Origin of the sequence: Pseudoalteromonas sp. BZA4 (genome assembly GCF_040104395.1) — a bacterium.
Lineage (GTDB): Bacteria > Pseudomonadota > Gammaproteobacteria > Enterobacterales > Alteromonadaceae > Pseudoalteromonas.
Genome location: NZ_JBECOT010000005.1, coordinates 1 through 18138, shown reverse-complemented (window position 1 = coordinate 18138; position 18138 = coordinate 1). Strand labels below are relative to the sequence as shown.

Genomic DNA, 18138 nt, shown 5'->3' with positions numbered 1-18138 from the left:
AAGTTTAATTTTCTTTTAATTTAAAGGTATCACTATGAAGTTAGGATACCTTTTTTGCTTCAAAATAAGCCTTCATATTTCAACTTTTTAGCCGCAGTACTGCTGGGTTGTATTGCGGGAGTTGTTAATTTATTACCAATTTGGTTTTTAGACAGCTCAGAATTTCTTCTTGGTCAGTTTTTTGTGATCTTAAGCTTGCTGCTACTCGGTTGGCGCTATGCAATTATCACTTTTCTTATAAGCACGGGGTTTATTTTTTACCGCTGGGGGCATGCGTGGCCTTCCATTGTTTTTGCCTTAGAATTGATCTGCTTGCAGGTATTCTGTTTGTCAAAAGCGCGGCCAGTTTTTTTACGAGGCATGCTGTTTTGGTTTGTAATTGGTTTACCCCTACTTTGGAGTTTTGGCCATTTCTTTTTAGGTCTTCCAATCTTAACCATTGCCATTGCACTTGCTAAATACTGCTTAAATGCGGCAATTTACTTATCTGTTATTGATTTACTCAGCTTCTTCTTTAGCCGCTATTCGTGGCATAAACATTATTCGTCACTCTATAAAATACTTAATTATGTTGTTACTTTGCTGGTTGTGCTGGTAGTTATATTAACCTCAGTAGTACTAACCAATAACCATTATGCGCGCATTGAGTATGAGATAAATGCACAGTTAAAAGAAAAAGCCAAAGAAATCGCACGCACAATTGATGGTCACCTCGATCACCATAAAAAAGGGGTGGTACTTACTGCCAGAAGTATAGCCAATGGAGTTCCTCGTCAAATTGCCCTTGAAAATATGGCAAACCTATACCCTGATTTTAGAACACAAATCATTGTTGATGCCCTTGCTGATGTCACTCACTTTTATCCACAATCGTTAGCGATTAGTTTGCAGCAGTCAAATATTCGCGCCAATGTGGCAGATAGAGATTACTTTATCAATGCGCCTAATAATGAGCTTGGTTATATCTCAACAATATTTAAAGGCCGCGGTTTTGGCTCTTTACCTATAGTTGCAGTATCAGCACCAATTTATATTGAAAATACCTTTACCGGCGTCGTTGAAGGTTCACTGATGTTTGATTATTTTGCAGGCCTAAGGCCCAGTCTATTTAGTCACCAAGGTGAGTTGTTGATTTTAGATGCCAGCAACAAAGTGGTATTTAGCACATTAGATGACTTTAAAGTGCTACAACAATTAACAGATGAAGAAATAGATTCGTTTGCAGACGAAGCTCGTTTTAAGATGTTTGATGCTGAGAACGAGCAGCAGTTTTACGCCAGAGAAGCACGCTCAACAGAGCATAACTGGATTGTAATGACCATGCTCAATCGCAAACATGCGAACAATGTAGCGGTCAGTGCATGGGGTCAGTCTTTGGTGATGATATTGTTCATTATTTTATTAACCAGTGTGTTCATAACGCAGTTAAGCCGCTGGTTAATTGCTCCTATCGAAAAGTTAGCTGAACAAATAGACAAATTTGAACCTGAGCGGGCAATCACAGATACCGACTTACCACAAACTTGGCTAGAAGTGAGCCGTTTACAGTCGCAGTTTTCGAGTTTAGCAAATAAGCTGGCGCTTAATTTTAATCGCTTACATCAAGCGAATCACGAAAACGAAGTGTTGAATAACAAATTGACCGATTTTAATGCCCAGCTCGAGCAACAAGTTAATGATAAAACTAATGAGCTAGTCGAAGCTGTGCGCTTAGCGAACCAAGCTAACCGTACCAAGTCGCAATTTTTAGCGAACATGAGCCATGAAATCCGCACCCCGCTCAATGGTATTTTAGGCATGACTCAACTGCTATTAGAAACCCCTAAACTGCCCGAAACTGAGCGCGATGAGCTGACGATGATCCACCAAAGTGCCAATAACTTGCTTTTGATTTTAAATGATATTTTAGATTTCTCGAAAATTGAAGCGGGGGCGCTTAAATTAGAAAATCGCGCCGTTGATATTAAGGCCTTACTACAACAATTAGCAAAAGTATTTAGCAATACCAGTGTGAAAACGGGTGTCGAATTTAACTTAAGCATAGCAAAGGACATACCTGAGTATATCCTTCTAGATCCACTGAGGTTTAGCCAAGTAATCAATAACATTTTGAGCAATGCGGGTAAATTTACGGAGTCAGGTGAAATAAACATGCAATGCCAAATGGTCGATGGCGCTCTTGAAATATCAATACGTGATACAGGCATTGGTATTTCAGCCAATCAACAGGCCAAACTGTTTACAGAGTTCACTCAAGCCGATATATCGACCACCCGTAAATATGGTGGTACTGGGCTTGGGCTAACCATTAGTAAACGTATTATAGAGTTGATGGATGGAGAGCTTTCTTTGGTGAGTCAAGAAGGTGAGGGCAGTGAGTTTATTGTTGCCATCCCAGTCACTGTGAGCGACGCAGAAGCAACGGCAGAACAAAGTACAGACAAGCCAACACTTAGTGGGGTTAACGTATTGATTGTTGAAGATAATCCTGTAAATCAAATCGTGCTGCAAAAAATGATGCAAGACACCCATTGTACTATCAAAATGGCAAACGATGGCTTACAGGCGCTTGAGCAGCTTAAAAGCTTTGCGGCAGATATTATTTTGATGGACTGCCAAATGCCTCACATGGATGGCTATCAATGTACACAAGAAATAAAACAGAACCCTGCGCTGTATGGCGAAGCTATCATTATAGCTATTACGGCGAACGCCTTTGAAGAGGACCAAAAGCGCTGCCTTGTAGCTGGTATGGATGACTTTATCTCAAAACCGATTAATAAAGATGAGCTATATCGCTGCTTAAATAAATGGTTTAAAGCGCGTTTAGTCGATCGATAATTGCTTGAATTGTGCTCTCTGCAATCAGTTCATCAGCCAACATAGGTTTTGCGAAGTAGTAACCTTGTAAGTCTTCGCAGCCCATCTCTGTTAAGAAGCTAATTTGCTCGTTGGTCTCAACCCCTTCAGCAATACAATATAAGCCTAAGTTCGATGACAGCGCATGGATGGTTTTAATAATCGATTCATTACTTTTATCTTGGCCAATGTTTCGCACGAAGCTTTGGTCAATTTTGATCACATCAATCGGGAATTGACTTAGGTAAGTTAGTGACGAGTAACCTGTGCCAAAGTCATCAAGCAAAAGTTTGAAGCCGGCATTTTTAAGTTTTTGCAGCTGCTTAGAAGCTTTCTCTTTATCTTCTAATAGTGTGTTTTCTGTAATTTCAAGACGTAGCTGAACCGGCTTAACCATGTGATTATTCAAAATAAGTAATAAACGTTCAGTTAAGTTCGATTTTAAAATATGCGTTGGTGACAGGTTTAATGATAAATAAAACTGTGGGTTAGCACGCAGCATAGGTAGCAGCTCTGTTAATGCTCTATCAAGTGCTTGCTCAGTCAACGCATCGATGAGGCCTATCTCTTCAGCAATAGGAATAAACTCGGCAGGTGATACAAAACCTTGCTCATTCTTCCAGCGCATTAAAAGCTCAACGCCGTTTATTTTTTTAGTTTTAGCATTAACAATAGGCTGATAGTTATTAAATAACTCATCGTCTTTAAACGCATCTTTCAAGGCATTTTCAAGTAACAGCTTTTTGGTCAGCTGGTTATTCATTTGCTCTGTGAAATATTTAAAATTGTTACGGCCAGATTGCTTAGCATGCATCATGGCTATATCTGAATTTTTAATTAAATCATCTGCTGTTTTCGCATCAAATGGGTAAAGAGCGACACCAACACTCGCAGAAATATTGATTGAAAAGTCGTCAATTATAACCTTGCTTGCCAGTTCTTCAGTGAGTTTTTTAACAAGATCACTAAGTGTTTGCGGTGAGTGTAAATCTTTAATAAGAACCAAAAATTCATCACCACTTTGACGACCAATTACGGCGTTCTCGGGTAACATCAGGCTTACTCTTTGCGTGATATCGCAAAGTAATTGATCGCCGACAGCGTGCCCGAATGAATCATTTACTGGTTTAAATTTATCTAAATCAATAAATAATAATGCAGCTAGTTTATTGTATTTTTTGGCGTTATTTATACAGTTGCTAATTTTTGTATACATTAAGGAGCGGTTAGGCAAGCCCGTTAACGGGTCATAATTTGCTAAATAACGCAAATCGTCTTCAGCGCGTTTTTGCTCTGTTAAGTCTGAAATTACAATTACATAATGACTAATTGATTGGCTTTCTTTGGCTACAGCAGTAACACTAATATGAACTGGGTGTGCAGGGCTTTTTAGCGTGCGAATAACAGCCTCTGTTTTCCAATTTTGCTTTGGTTTAAGTGTTTTTAATACGTCTATATATTCAAGGTATTTTGCACGGCCTATGGCTGCAATAAAGTCGCGACTAGTAAGCTCTGCAACATTGTTTGGCGTGGCGAATGCTTCACCAAAACTAGCATTAGCAGAAAATGGTTTGAGTTGATTGTCTAAAATTAGCAACCAGTCGTTTATTTGCCCAAATGCTTCGCCGAGCACACTGGCTTGCTGGGCATTAGCGCGTTGCTCTGTAATATTGGTATAAATACCGGTTATTTTTAATGGACGGTTGTTTTCATCGGTTGCAACAATGCGGCCAATGTCTTCGTACCAAAGCCAGTCGTCATTTTTATGTTTGAGTCGATAAGTAATGTTCCACTGCTCATTATTTGTTTGCTTACAAAATAGTTGCCACTGGCTAGTTACATGATTGCGATCATGTGGGTGCACTAAACTCACAAACTCGTTTAGGCTTATACCGTCTTTATACTCGGCATAGCCCAGTTCAGCTGAAAAACGGGTCGTTCTTAAAAATTGTTCTGCTAGGTTAATCTCCCAAACACCACTTTTAGTGCTACTTAAAGCGAGTTCGGTTTGTTGCTGTGATTTTACAGCTTTTGCATGAGCACGGCTTATTAGTTGCTGACGAGCACGGTATTGCCAAAATAGGAAAAACAAAACAGCGAAAACAATAATGACATAACTTGCTTTTGCAGAAGGGGATGACCAAGGTGCATGTGCAACATTAAATCTTAGCTGTCTAGACGCTGATATTACATCGCTTAACTCGGTTGATGACGACACTGATAACACATAATCACCAGGCGGTAATTTAGTGAAAAATACCTCATTGGTTGTTAGCTTCTCGTATTGCAGTGAGGTTGGCCCATCAAGGGTCACTCGATACGATGTTTTATCTTTATTGATGGTATCAAAATTAGAAAAGGTGACTGCTAAGCCCATATCATCATAGGTGATCTGCAGAGGCGTATTCACATATTTATATGGATGGTAGTTAAGCTCTCGCGAAAGCAAAGTTACATTGGTAATTTCGGTATTTATATTACCAGCCTCTACAGGCGATGATAAAAAGTCCTCTGGTGAAAGTAAAAGTACGCCTCGGGTACTACCAAATGCTAGTTGCCCGTTATGTAAGGTGGTGTCGGCATCAATGTTAAATTCATTAACGGCTAAACCATCGCGAATAAAGTAACGGTCAAGTTCTAAGGAACTTAAATCAAGGCGGTAAAGGCCATTTTGAGTCCCTAACCATAAAAAACCAAAACGATCTATTTGCAATGCAAAAACAGATTTAGCTTTTAAGCCCGACTGTATATTAATACGGTGTTTAACTTCGTAAGTTTTAGCATCTATGCCAATAAGTCCTTCGTCAGCTGAACCAAGCCAAAGGGTATTGTTATAATCCATCACCCAGTCATCAATTGTGGTGAACGCTAAAGGGTTATAGTTTTCTGTTTGGTATATCAGTGTTAACTTTTGAGTCTGCTCATTGTAGCGGTATAACTTGCCAGACATACTCAGTACATATTCATCAGGATGATCAGGCAGTGGCTTTAAAAAAGCATGGGCATTAACTAGGTCAACTTGTTCTTTTAATCCTTTAATAGTGGTAAGTTCGCCTGTTTTACCATTGTATTTATAAAAATTTTGGTCATCTAAAAATGCAAATTGATCATTACCCATAGCACGAAAGCCCCAGTTAGGGCCGTAATTTATAAGGTGTATGGCCTCAGCATTGCCTTTTATAGGCACCAGTTCACCTTTTTGTTTATCAAACAAGGCAAGGCCTATGTATTTCATTAGCCATAGATAACGGTTGCTTTCATCAATGTTAGCTTCGGTAATACCATAAATACCATGCTCACCATGAAAGGCTTTTTCATCGTTGCTAACTAAGTAGGGTGTAATATCTTTAGTAACTTGGTTGTACTTCATTAAGCCATTATCTGTACCAATCCAAACCGTATTGTTTTGATCTTGTAATACCGACCAGACATTATTATTGAAGCGAGCTTGGTTATTTTTTAATTCAATGTGTTTAAAACGTCTTGCGAGTGTTGACCAAGTAAAAACGCCTTGAGAACGAGATGCAAGCCACAGCAAGCCAGTTTTATCAATCATTACATCTTGAATTGAATTGTCAGACATCAAAAACTTACTTTGTTCAAAGTTTAAGATGAACTCAACCGACATGGTTTGGCGATTAAATTCGAACAATCCTTTTTCTGTGACGATATATTCACCAAATGAGCTAATAGAGTAGTCCCAAATATTTAAGTTAGGAATTAACAGCCTTACCTTATCAAACGCCAGTAAACGGTTAGCGTTAAAAGGGATATCAAACATGCCCTCTACAGTGCCAACAAATAAGCCCAGTTGCGCATCGACCCTTAAAAATTTTACGTTTTTATTATCTTCGGTGACCTGAGATTTATCGGTAAGCGGAATATGCGAGATATGCTCATCTGCAAGATTTTTTGAGAAAAGCCCATTTGATGTGCCTATATATAAAAAGTTGTCGTGCAGGGTGAGTGCTCGCACAATATGCTCTTCTTTATTGATAGAAAACTCATGCAAAAACTTTTTTGATTGCTTGTTATATGAATAAACGTGCTGGGCAATAGCGAAGTAAAAAAAGTGATCGTCTTCAGTGATTGCTAAAATAGGTGAAAAGAAAACATCTTCAGGGTCTAGTTTGCCAGAATAGATTTTTTCAACTTTTAGTGTTTTTGGGTCTATTAGAAAAGCACCTGAAAACTCAGTGCTGACGAAAATTTTTCCGTCGTCAGTTTTATGCATTGTGGTAACTTGTCGCTGATCAAGAATGTACTCTCCAGCAAAAGGCGCTACTTGATAACCATCATACCTATTTAAGCCTTGATAGGTACCAATCCAGATAAAGCCTAAATCATCTTGCACGATTTTAGTTACACTGCCTTGCGTAAGTCCTTCATCGGTTGAAATACGCTGCATTTGCAAAGCATAGTTTTGTGCCAACGCCGAAGAGGAAAGCGTGAAGAACAGCAAACTGAAAATCAAAAGAAAAAGTTTAGGCACTGATTGATTAACCCTAAATTATTATTTGCGCATAATTTTTAACAAAATATAGCACAATTATGACCGTAATTAATGGTTCTGAAAAGAAAAAATAGTAATAAGGTCTACTTGGCGCTGAAACTGAAACCTATGCTATAACTAGTTCAATTATCAGCAATTTGAGAACGTGATGCGCCATTCATTTATCAGTCGAAAAAGTAATGCCTTGTTATTAATTATTGACCTTCAGGCAGGGCTTGAGCCGGTAATTAACGACTTTGGCTCAGCTGTTAATCAGACCGAAAAGTTAATAAAAGCAGCTAAAGCTTTAGATATTCCCTATCTATTTACCGAACAAAACCCAACCAAGTTAGGTAAAAGTAGTGAACAGCTCTTACCTTTTATAACTGGCACTAACTGCTATCACAAAATACATTTTAGCGCATGCCAAGAGGTTCAATTTAACAACCTATTGGCTGGCTTTAACCGTAAGCAAATAGTGGTAACGGGTACAGAGTCGCATGTGTGTGTACTGCAAACATGTTTAGACTTAATTGCCAATGGTTACCAAGTGTTTGTAGTGGAAGATGCCATTGCATCACGCAACAAAAAACACAAAGAGTTGGCTGTTAAGCAGCTATCGGCAGCAGGTGCTATTATTAGCTGTACAGAAAGTGTGATATTTCAATGGCTAGAAAAAGCAGGGACCGATCAATTTAGGGCATTATTGCAATTAATAAAGTGAACCATGATGCGCATCAAACCGTATTAGCTCGATTAATTGTATTTTTGTAAATTATTTAATAATTAAGGCTTTATCTATGACGAGTGTGCGCCGCCTTTTTACTTATTTGTTCCTTTTATTGTTTGTTGAATCTTTAGTTTTAGGCTTTATTTATTCGACCTTAATTACAGGTTTGGTAACGGGTTTATTATTACTGTCTTTACCGCTTTGGATGCTCCATCAATACCCAACGAGCAAATTAACAGCTCATGTTGTAGCTGCCGGTTGCATGATGTTTTCGTTTTTACACATCCAACAAAGCTACGGCCTTATTGAGGTTCACTTTGAAATATTTATTTTAATGGCCGTGTTGATCATGTTTGTTGAATGGCGCGTGTTTATTACTGCACTTGCTTTTGTGGCCGTTCACCATTTGAGCTTTTACTTTTTACAGATAAACGAAGTCGGTTTATACGTTTTTGATCCAGACAGATTGTATTTTAGCACCGTACTTATTCATGCCGTGTATGCCATTGTTGAAGCAATTGTAGCTGGCTATATTGCTAAAACCCTACATCGTGAACGTAGTTCTGGCTTATCGTTAAGCACAACGACAGAGCAGATAATGGCCGACGAAAACAGCATTAATATTAGTTTAAGAGCGGATGATAGTCACAGTGAAGCTGTAGCGGGTTTTAACCGTTTACTGGGTTTTGTATCGAGCGTGATTGGTGATGTTCAAAGCCAAAGTAGTGTTTTAAAAAACCAGTCTAAACAACTACTTGAAGTACACGACGAATTGCATGAGCAAGCACTTAATCGTGAGCAGCTATCGACGGATATCGCGCAGTCAGGTGAACGAGTCGCCGAAGGCTTTGCTCATGTTGAACAAGAAAGTAATGAGCTACAAACACAGTTTGAGCAGCTCCATTTAAGTGCTACAGAGGCATTAAATGAAGTGGCTAATACAGACAGCAAAACGGCTGAGCTTGCTAATAACCTTCAAGAAGCAGATCAAAATATAGGCCAACTGGTGAGTGCATGTTCGCATATCTCAGAATTACTTAATGAAATTTCGTCAATTGCTGAGCAAACGAATTTACTTGCGCTTAACGCTGCAATTGAAGCTGCACGTGCAGGTGAACAAGGCCGCGGCTTTGCGGTAGTGGCTGATGAAGTTAGAAACTTGGCAACACGCAGTAAAAACACGACGGATAAAATAACTAATACGCTTGAAAGCTTGATGCAAAACAGTGCCTCATCTACTAAGTCGATGCAGGGTAGTGTTGCGCTTATAGAGCAGTTGTCGGCCATTAGTTCGCAGATGAAACTGCAAATTACCGAGATGACAGAGCAGGTGAATGTTGCTGCAAGTAGCTCCCAGTCGGTTGCTCATGTAGTGCGAAATCAAGCGGGAAATACGCGTGCTATTGCCGATAATTCACAGGCCTTAATTGCTAACCAAGCCAACGACAACCTGATGATTGAAAAACTCACCGATCGCGTACAGTTAATTGATGTAAGTATCGATGTACTGGAGCAAGGTATTGCTAAATTCAAATAGCAAATGGCTGATAATGGCAACTCTACTTTGGGTTGCCTCTGTAGCATTAGCCTTGGTGTTTGCTTATTCTCAACAAGCAAGTACCTTTGATCCAGATAAAAAGCTAGACACAGCCAGCTGGTTACCTGCTTTTCATCAAAGTATGGGGCTTGGCATCACTAATGCAGATACCTTGTACATTATTGATGAAAATACCTGTGTATGCTCAGAGCGTTCACAACCGCACATAATAAGCCTTAGCAGCTATGCAGCAGAGCAAGGTATTAAAGTAATAAAACTTAAACCAACATCTGCGGTTGCTGCAATATTACCCGCTCAACCTGCCGCAGTACTTGTTTCAGAAAATCAACAGCTTGTGTATGCAGGGCCATTATCAAAAGGACTCGCCTGTTCCAGTCAGAATGGCTTTGTTGAGTTAGTAATTGCAAACTTACGTGCGGGTTTTAATAGCCAGTTTATTAACTCAGACGCCGAGGGATGCTATTGTGAGATTAATTGAGCTAGAAGGTAAGTAAAAGAGGCCAAGTATATTGGCCTCTGACTCTATAAAGTTATTGAATTTGGCCTCGTATCTCACCGCTTGGGTTTGCAGGGGTATGAATGTTTACATAATGACCGCCTGAAGCTAAAACTGAAAAGATATCGGCGTCTATCATTAAGCCTGTGCTGCTCATCCAGCGATTCATATCATCACTGTCTTGTACAAGAGGAGCTAACACAGGGCCATTTTCACCTGCTACGCCAGTATGAATATGGGCTGCACTTGCATCACTTACACCTGATGTTAGTACTTGTAGCTCAACACTGTAATCATTGGTATTCACTAGCGCATAACCATCACCAGATGCATCCGTTGTGACCGCGGGTACTTCTTGTTCACCAGAAAGCGGGAAGGTTACAAACACGTAGTTGTCGGTAAGGATTTGACCACGTAGTTCACCACCTGGGTTAGCTGGAGTATGCACATTAACGTAGTGACCGCCAGAAGCCAGCACTGCAAAAATATCTGCATTGATCATGGTGTTTTCAGGTGTTTGCCACAGGTTCATGTTATCGCTTGACTGCTCTAACGCGGCAAGAACGTCGCCATTGGTGCCTATACGACCTGTATGAATGTGGGCAGCACTTGCATCGTCTAAGCCTGATGTTACAACAGTAAGCTCTACGCTGTAGTCTGTTGTATCAACAAGGGCATAACCATCACCATCAGCCATGGTGCTGACCATAGGCACTTCTTGATTACCACTTAAGTCAAAGGTCGCAACTGCATAGTTGTCTGTTAAGATTTGGCCGCGAATTTCGCCACCGGCAAATTCAGGCGTATGAACATTAACATAGTGACCGCCGTCTAAAAGTACTGCCAGAGTGTCGCTGTCGATCATGGTGCCTTCTGGTACAACCCAGTCAGTCATGACTTCGTCGTCTTGTTCTAAAGTCACGAATACATCACCATTTGAGCCTAATTTTCCTGTATGGATATGAGCTGCTGTAGCATCATCAACACCCATAGTCACCGCACGAAGTCGTAATTCTGTCGTGGCGCTATCATAAGATGCATAGCCATAACCCATTGCGTCACTGTCGTTCATAGGCACTTGCTGATCGCCATTTAAAACAAACGTAATGATGTTGGTTGTATCAGGCACAATTTGCGCACGAAGTTCGCCGTTTGCATATTGTTCGGTATGAAGGTTAATGTACCAATCGCCATCCATTAAATCAGCGATCAAGCTTTCATCAAGGTCGGTAATTGCGACTTCATACATACCATCGGTAGTGGCCTTAAATGCAAAAGCAACATCACCATTAGCGCCTAAATCGCCGTCGTGTATGTGTGCTGCGCTAAAACCTTCAACTGAGCTTGCATCAAGTGTTGCACGAAATTGCATTAAACTTTCGTCAAGCTCTACCGTTGCAGTCGCTGTTTGCATTGAGTCATTCATTGGCACTTCTTGTTTGCCACTTAAAGTTACAGAATAGGTTTTACTTGGAGTGAATTCTTGAACTGGGGGAGGGGTAACAACTTCGGTATTATCGTCATCATCATCGCTACACGCGGTGAGAAAAAGTAAGCTGCTAGCCAGGAGTATGTATTTCATCGTTCTTCCTTATATCTTTGTATGTTCGGACGTTACGACGTGTGCATTTCAATAAGGCTTACGGCTGGTGTATAAAAAGTGATCACAAAAGGTTGTTTAAAAGTTAAAAACTAGCTCTTTAGTATTGGTTTGTTGGAAAAGGGGATTAATAGTTAAAGTTTAATATCGCTAACTTTAAAGGAACATACATGCTTAGCAACATAAAAAGTTTGGGTGATAAATAGGTACGGATTGTGCATCTATTTTGTTTTCAAAAGGTTTATAGCTAAACGTCAAAAAATTAACGATAGGAAAACTATGCAGCTAACTTCGTACACATCCTCATTCCTAAAAGAGCCATTATTAGATCAGCAAAATAAAAATGAGCTAAACCCAGAAAGTGAAAAAGCAACAAACCTCCAAGGCGCTAAACAACAAGAAGCGGGCGTTGATTCTGATCCACAAGCAGAAGCTCAATCAAAGACATCACACACACAACAAGAGCTTGTAGTAAAAATAAAGGAGTTACAAAATAAGATTAATAGTTTAAAAAGCAACAAAGACCTAGCTCCAGAACAACGAGAAAGTGAGTTACTAGAGCTTAATAAACAACTTGATGAAGAGATAAGTGCAGTCCAGCTTGCCGTAAAAAGTAATGTTTCTACGATGATAAACTCTTTGTTTGCTCCTACTTCTAGTAATCACTCTGGTATGCTGTTTAACAATAAAGCCTAAGTTTAAGGCAAAGCGCTTGCTCGCAGTTGCTTTGCCAATTGCATATTTATAAGTCCGCTAAATTACATACTTTATAAGTGAGTAGATGAGAGTACATATAAAGGTAAATAGGAAGAACCATTTTATGTGAACTGTTATTGGTGATCCGCGTTTGGCTGTTCTGATCATAGTGACTGGGTAATCATACTCAACAAGTGTCTTGAAGAGCTCAGGATGTTCTAAGCTCCAGTCATTTAAAGGAATTGAATCACCATAGCGAGTTTTAAAAATAACAGAAAATAGATAGGCACGCCTAGGTTGTGGATCGTTAATATCGTAGCCGCTTTTGGTGCGTGTAAAATTCCATATGGCCTCAACATTAAGTAAATCTTCTCTTTTAATTGTTCGTGGTTTTCTGTCATCGAATAAAAGTGCAGGCAGGTAAACCTGTTCTTGGTTTATTTTAATTTCGCACAACGGGGATTCATGAATGAAGTAACGCTTATTGGCGATAAACATCTGACTTAAAAAGTAACTGAGATAAGTAATGATCACAGCGGCAATTGCACCTGCACCGGATTGTGTTTTCCAAACAAGGTGGCAAGCAATGATGAATATAGCACCAGTGATTAATTTTGCTTTGAATTTCTGTGCTTTAGGTAAAGGGACTGCGCATCTCAAGATAGGTATTTCAGATTGCACTTTCGTTTTTATGAAAGTCTGAAAAAAGATTGAGTTAAAGTTATCACGGGTTAATTCAAAAGTAGGCGCTTCCATGTGTCCTCGATTACTGATCTAGTATTAGGCGTAAAATAGCAAAAGCAGTTCTTTATTGCCAATTACCGAGGCGCTTTGTTGTGTTATCTAAAATGGTTTATTTATCAAAACTAATTACTTGAAATCCAGCATAAGGAATAGCTCACTTTTAGAGCAGAACAATACCAAAAAAAATAAAAATTTTTTCTTTAGCCGCCTTTAACTAACTGCCCAAATCATAAGGGAAAATTTTTAGTTGTGTACCATTTATGAAATTTCGGTATAAAAGTTATGCAAATATTGTCTATAACACTATTGCGAACTATTACCGTTTAGATTAATATGCTGACCATCAAGAGAAATGAGAGTGGTTTGCATTCATGTATATCTGTTTATGTCATGGTGTGACTGATAAAAAAATCGAACAAACAATTGATGATGGCGCTATGACGATGCGCGATTTATCAAAAGAGCTGCAAGTGGGTAGCCAGTGCGGCAAGTGTTGTGGTTGTTGTAAAAAAATTCTTAATCGCAAACTGATCGAAATTGCAGATATCACTGAGCAAGTAGCGTAATTACTTGCTCTTAAGCATGTTTACTTAACTATTTTTCTTCGTTTAATTCTTCTAATTTATCCCCATACTTACGAGTTTTTATTTGCTTTTAACCCCTTCATTTATTAGGGTTATAACAAAGCAGATACGTGTATCACACGGTCATTGGTAGGAAGCCATGATAATAGACTCTTCAAAATCACTTTTTTGTGCAGTACTCATTTTAATCACCGCGGGCTGTGCGCAGTTACCTTCACGAGAGTCCATTCAACCAAGCTATGCCATTGCAGCGGATACACCCAGTACCATAGGAGATGCAGTGGGTAATAATCATCCTGGGTTATCAGGGTTTTATCCTTTAGCAGATGGGGTCGATGCCTTTGTAGCTAGGTTGGCGCTCATTGATTCTGCAGAGCACACCATTGATGTGCAGTACTATTTATACCACAGGCAGCAAACCACCATTTTATTTACGGCCTTTTTATTAAAAGCCGCAGATAGGGGGGTAAGAATTCGCTTGTTGCTTGATGACTTATCGCAAGCCGACAGTGAGCTTGATTTAGCTGCACTGGCTGTTCACCCTAATATTGAAGTTCGATTATTTAATCCATTTCCTAATCGTCGTTTTAGAGCGCTCGGTTTTGTTACCAACTTTAGCCAGCTTTCAAGACGTATGCATAACAAGAGCTTTATTGTTGATAATCGGATTTTTATCACCGGTGGGCGCAACATAGGTAATGCGTATTTCTCTGCTGAAGATCATTCTGAATTTATTGATTTAGATGTGATGAGTGTTGGCGAAATTGTGCCAGAGGCATCAAAGGCATTTGATTTATATTGGAACCATCAGCTGTCTTACCCTGTTGAAGATTTGCACGGTGAGCGTGATGAGCAATCACTTATTGATATCACTAAAAGCTTATCGACCTATGTTGAGCAAAATCAGCAGAGTAATTACGTTGAGCAGTTACGCGAAAGCGCCTTTGTAAAACGCTTATTGCACGATGAAATAGAATTCGATTGGCAAAAGTCTGTGTTGTTTTATGATCACCCCGATAAGGTAATGAACGAAGTCAGTGAAAAATCGGCCAATATGTCGCCAATGTTGTTTAAAGAAATGGGTGAGCCGAAACAAAAAGCAATAATTGTGTCGCCGTATTTTATTCCTCGTGAGCAGGGCGTTAAATTACTGACCAATTGGGCAAAGCAGGGCGTTGATGTCACTGTACTGACTAACTCTTTAGCTGCTACCGATGTATCTGCAGTGCATGCTGGTTATAAAAAGTACCGAGAAGATCTCGTAAAAGGTGGGGTTAAGCTGTGGGAGTTAAAACCCAGTGACTTAATGGCCATTAAGCGTAAAGCAGGGCGTAAAGTAACCGGGTCATCACAAGCAAGTTTACACGCAAAAACCATGACCTTTGATGATGAAAAGATTTTTGTGGGCACCATGAACCTCGACCCTCGCTCGCTTGATTTAAATACCGAGATGGGCGTTTTAATCGAAAGCGAAAAGCTTAGCCGCTTTTTAGCCCATTGGGTTGATACGCAAATGCCTGAATATGCCTGGAAAGTTGAGCTCAAAGATAATGACTTAGTTTGGCTCGATACCGTGAGTAATGAGCAGTTTGATGAAGAACCACAAACGTCTTCGTGGCGACGTTTTCAAGTGTGGTTTATTTCGTTATTCCCTATCGAAGATGAGCTCTAAACCATTCCTTCAGTATTTATACCTAAGCCCAACTTTTTAGTTGGGCTTTTTGTTTTCAGCCTTTAGTTGTTAACCATTTCGGGATAAAAAATGGCGTTTGAGCGTACACGTGTAAACCCATTGTATTCAAGTGCTTAGCGTGCAAAGAAAAAATAAATATAAAAAATGTTAAAAAAAACTGGTTGGACCAATTGATCTATTGCTCGTTTTATGACGTAATGTAGGTATTACTATCTGGTCGGATGAGTTTATTATGAGCTTACGTACAAAATTAAAAAAAGTATTACCTAGTATTTCAATTACAGAACAAGAAGCGTTAGATGCGGGTGATGTTTGGTTAGAAGGTTCAATCTACCAAGGTAAACCTGATTTCGATGCACTTCGTGACGTGCCAGCAGCTAAGCTGAGCGCTGAAGAGCAAGCATTCTTAGATGGCCCAGTAAAAGAATTATTATCAATGATTGATGATTCTGAAATTCAAAATGGTGTTCATCTTCCTGATTACATTCTTGATTTCTTGAAAAAAGAGCGTTTTTTCTCGCTTATCATTCCTAAATCATTCGGCGGTTTAGAATTCAGCCCTTATGCAAACTCAACAATTGTTGCGACAATCGCGACTAAGAGTTCTGCGGTTGCGGTAACCGTGATGGTTCCTAACTCATTAGGCCCTGGTGAGCTATTACTTCACTTTGGTACTAAAGAGCAACAAGATCACTACTTACCACGTCTTGCAAATGGTCGTGATATTCCATGTTTCGCACTAACTAGCCCAGAAGCGGGTTCAGATGCGGGTGGTATTCCAGATATCGGTGTTGTTAAACGTGGCCAGTTCAATGGTGAAGAAGTATTAGGTTTAGAAATTACCTGGGACAAACGCTACATCACACTTGCGCCAATTGCGACAGTATTAGGTTTAGCATTTAAAGTAGTTGACCCTGACGGTTTACTAGGCGGCAAAGAAAACTTAGGTATTACCTGTGCGCTTATTCCTAAAGATCACCCAGGTGTTGAACTTGGTAATCGTCATGATCCTATGGGCATCCGTTTTTACAACGGTACGACTCGCGGTGAAAAAGTATTTGTACCAATGGACTTCATCATTGGTGGTCAAAAGAACATCGGCCGTGGCTGGCAAATGCTGGTTAGCTGTTTAGGTGCGGGCCGTGGTATTTCGTTACCGGCACTTGGTGTTAGTTCATCACAAGTAGCATTTAAAGGTGCTTCAGAGTACGCAGCAGTACGTGAGCAGTTTGGTCTGGCGATTGGTCAATTCGAAGGTATCCAAGAGAAGCTTGCTGATATCGCAGGTAAAACTTACCTTCAAGAAGCAATGCGTGTATTAACAACAGAAGGTTTAGGCATGGGCCTAAAACCATCTGTAGTCACTGCGATTGCTAAATACCACATGACAGAAATTGGTCGTAACGTGCTTGATTCAGCAATGGATATTCAAGCAGGTAAAGCAATTCAAAATGGTCCGCAAAATACATTAGCAAGTGGATATGTTGCACAACCAATCGCAATCACGGTTGAAGGTGCAAACATTCTTACTCGTAACCTTATGATTTTTGGTCAAGGTGTAATGCGTTGTCACCCTTACCTACAAACTATGGTTGAGTCTATCCATAGCGAAGACAAAAATGCAGATAAAGAATTCAACAGCATCTTACGTAAAACAGTAGGTTACAGCGTAGCTAACAGCTTACGAGCTTTCCGTTTAGGTGTATTACCGTTTACTGCGGGTGCTAAATCGTCACTACCAGAAGTACGTGAATACGAAAAAGCAGCGCACAAACTATCTGCAAAACTTGCCGTTTACGCTGACTTCTCGTTATTGGTACTGGGCGGCAAACTTAAGCAAGCAGAAATGTTATCTGCACGTTTAGGCGACGTAATGAGCTTCTTGTATGCGGCGATGGCATCAATTAAATACTACGAGCAAAAAGTAGCAAGCAGTGAACGTGAGCAAGCTGCGCCTTACTTCCACTATGCGACTCGCTTTGCACTACAAAGCGCTGAAGAAGCATTGCATAAGTTCTTAGATAACTTCCCTGCAAGTGGTACTCGTAAGTTTATGCGTTTCATTACGATGAACTACTCAATGAAAATGCCTAAGATCAGCGATGATTTAATCCGTGAACTTGCGACTCAAGCGCAAATGGATACGGCATTTAAAGCGCAAATCACTCACTTGGTTAACCCAATTGAAGGTGATGGTCATTACATCAATGAGCAAGCGTACAAAGCGAAAATGGCATGCCTTGATTTACTTAAGAAAGTTAAAAAAGCTCTGCGTGCTAAAACTATTAAGCCGGGCGTTCGTTTTGCAGAAACGCTTGATAATGCACTTGTTGCAAGTGTTATCAACGAAGAAGAATATGCAAAACTGATTGATTACAACAAGAAGCGTGAAAAAGCGATTCGTGTTGATGAGTTCGACTTTGATATGAACTTACTGGATGACAATGCAAAGCCAGTAAACCCACTTAAAAGTGTGGTAAACGAGTAATTCAACAATGCAAGTCCTGAGCAGTATTAGGACTTTATCTTCGAAAACCCGTGCCTAGCACGGGTTTTTTATTTTCGGCCCTAAACCACCTACTTCAGTAGGTGGTTATCATCATTTAGGCTTTGCCTGAAAAAATACTCATGTTAATTCCTTACTTGATTTTTAGCGAAGTCATATAAGGAAAAACATGAGTAGATA

The 18138-nt window shown here is 39.8% G+C and carries 11 protein-coding genes; 8 read left to right on the top strand and 3 right to left on the bottom strand.

What is annotated here, in order from left to right; all coding sequences use genetic code 11:
* Positions 1-360 precede the first annotated feature (360 nt).
* The gene (locus tag ABMY41_RS03520; RefSeq protein ID WP_289097072.1) at positions 361-2841 is read left to right on the top strand and encodes a response regulator; all 2481 of its coding nucleotides are present in this window, start codon (positions 361-363) and stop codon (positions 2839-2841) included.
* Here ABMY41_RS03520 and ABMY41_RS03515 read toward each other — a convergent pair.
* On the bottom strand, positions 2816-7267 hold the full coding sequence (locus ABMY41_RS03515; protein ID WP_349274145.1) for an EAL domain-containing protein: 4452 nt from the start codon (positions 7265-7267) through the stop codon (positions 2816-2818). The two genes, ABMY41_RS03520 and ABMY41_RS03515, sit on opposite strands and share 26 nt — an antisense overlap.
* A 253-nt stretch (positions 7268-7520) precedes the next feature.
* Between ABMY41_RS03515 and ABMY41_RS03510 the strand changes: the two genes are divergently transcribed.
* The 3 genes from ABMY41_RS03510 (at position 7521) to ABMY41_RS03500 (ending at position 10117) form a co-directional block, all read left to right on the top strand.
* A complete protein-coding gene (locus ABMY41_RS03510) occupies positions 7521-8075 on the top strand; it encodes an isochorismatase family protein (RefSeq protein WP_289097074.1) in 555 nt (184 codons plus the stop codon).
* Positions 8076-8151: 76 nt separating this feature from the next.
* Positions 8152-9618 (top strand): methyl-accepting chemotaxis protein, encoded by a 1467-nt coding sequence (locus tag ABMY41_RS03505; RefSeq protein ID WP_251601657.1) that lies wholly within the window; start codon positions 8152-8154, stop codon positions 9616-9618.
* A gap of 13 nt (positions 9619-9631) precedes the next feature.
* Complete coding sequence (locus tag ABMY41_RS03500) at positions 9632-10117, top strand: DUF6436 domain-containing protein (RefSeq protein ID WP_289097075.1); 486 nt, start codon at positions 9632-9634, stop codon at positions 10115-10117.
* Positions 10118-10169: 52 nt separating this feature from the next.
* Here ABMY41_RS03500 and ABMY41_RS03495 read toward each other — a convergent pair whose 3' ends face one another.
* Positions 10170-11717 carry a CHRD domain-containing protein gene (locus ABMY41_RS03495; RefSeq protein ID WP_349274144.1) on the bottom strand — a complete coding sequence of 516 codons (1548 nt, stop codon included), beginning with the start codon at positions 11715-11717 and terminating at the stop codon, positions 10170-10172.
* 297 nt (positions 11718-12014) lie between these two features.
* On the opposite strand from ABMY41_RS03495, the gene ABMY41_RS03490 reads away from it, so the two are divergent.
* Entirely contained in the window at positions 12015-12431 is a 417-nt protein-coding gene (locus ABMY41_RS03490; protein WP_251601663.1) for a hypothetical protein, read from the top strand.
* A 57-nt stretch (positions 12432-12488) separates the two neighbouring features.
* On the opposite strand, the gene ABMY41_RS03485 is transcribed toward ABMY41_RS03490, so the two are convergent.
* Complete coding sequence (locus ABMY41_RS03485; protein WP_349274143.1) at positions 12489-13187, bottom strand: hypothetical protein; 699 nt, start codon at positions 13185-13187, stop codon at positions 12489-12491.
* A 359-nt stretch (positions 13188-13546) separates the two neighbouring features.
* On the opposite strand from ABMY41_RS03485, the gene ABMY41_RS03480 reads away from it, so the two are divergent.
* The 3 genes from ABMY41_RS03480 (at position 13547) to ABMY41_RS03470 (ending at position 17940) form a co-directional block, all read left to right on the top strand.
* Positions 13547-13741: a (2Fe-2S)-binding protein gene (locus tag ABMY41_RS03480; RefSeq protein WP_054554573.1), complete on the top strand. Its 195-nt coding sequence runs from the start codon at positions 13547-13549 to the stop codon at positions 13739-13741.
* 157 nt (positions 13742-13898) lie between these two features.
* The gene (locus ABMY41_RS03475) at positions 13899-15431 is read left to right on the top strand and encodes a phospholipase D family protein (protein ID WP_349274142.1); all 1533 of its coding nucleotides are present in this window, start codon (positions 13899-13901) and stop codon (positions 15429-15431) included.
* 253 nt (positions 15432-15684) lie between these two features.
* Positions 15685-17940, top strand: a complete 2256-nt coding sequence (locus ABMY41_RS03470) for an acyl-CoA dehydrogenase (RefSeq protein WP_054562441.1) — start codon at positions 15685-15687, stop codon at positions 17938-17940.
* Positions 17941-18138: the final 198 nt, after the last annotated feature.

Excerpts from the sequence above, each read along its gene's own strand:
- ABMY41_RS03520 (WP_289097072.1), top strand. The coding sequence starts at position 361 with ATGCTGTTTTGGTTTGTAATTGGTTTACCCCTACTTTGGAGTTTTGGC.
- ABMY41_RS03515 (WP_349274145.1), bottom strand. The coding sequence starts at position 7,267 with ATGCAGCGTATTTCAACCGATGAAGGACTTACGCAAGGCAGTGTAACT.
- ABMY41_RS03510 (WP_289097074.1), top strand. The coding sequence starts at position 7,521 with ATGCGCCATTCATTTATCAGTCGAAAAAGTAATGCCTTGTTATTAATT.
- ABMY41_RS03505 (WP_251601657.1), top strand. The coding sequence starts at position 8,152 with ATGACGAGTGTGCGCCGCCTTTTTACTTATTTGTTCCTTTTATTGTTT.
- ABMY41_RS03500 (WP_289097075.1), top strand. The coding sequence starts at position 9,632 with ATGGCAACTCTACTTTGGGTTGCCTCTGTAGCATTAGCCTTGGTGTTT.
- ABMY41_RS03495 (WP_349274144.1), bottom strand. The coding sequence starts at position 11,717 with ATGAAATACATACTCCTGGCTAGCAGCTTACTTTTTCTCACCGCGTGT.
- ABMY41_RS03490 (WP_251601663.1), top strand. The coding sequence starts at position 12,015 with ATGCAGCTAACTTCGTACACATCCTCATTCCTAAAAGAGCCATTATTA.
- ABMY41_RS03485 (WP_349274143.1), bottom strand. The coding sequence starts at position 13,187 with ATGGAAGCGCCTACTTTTGAATTAACCCGTGATAACTTTAACTCAATC.
- ABMY41_RS03480 (WP_054554573.1), top strand. The coding sequence starts at position 13,547 with ATGTATATCTGTTTATGTCATGGTGTGACTGATAAAAAAATCGAACAA.
- ABMY41_RS03475 (WP_349274142.1), top strand. The coding sequence starts at position 13,899 with ATGATAATAGACTCTTCAAAATCACTTTTTTGTGCAGTACTCATTTTA.
- ABMY41_RS03470 (WP_054562441.1), top strand. The coding sequence starts at position 15,685 with ATGAGCTTACGTACAAAATTAAAAAAAGTATTACCTAGTATTTCAATT.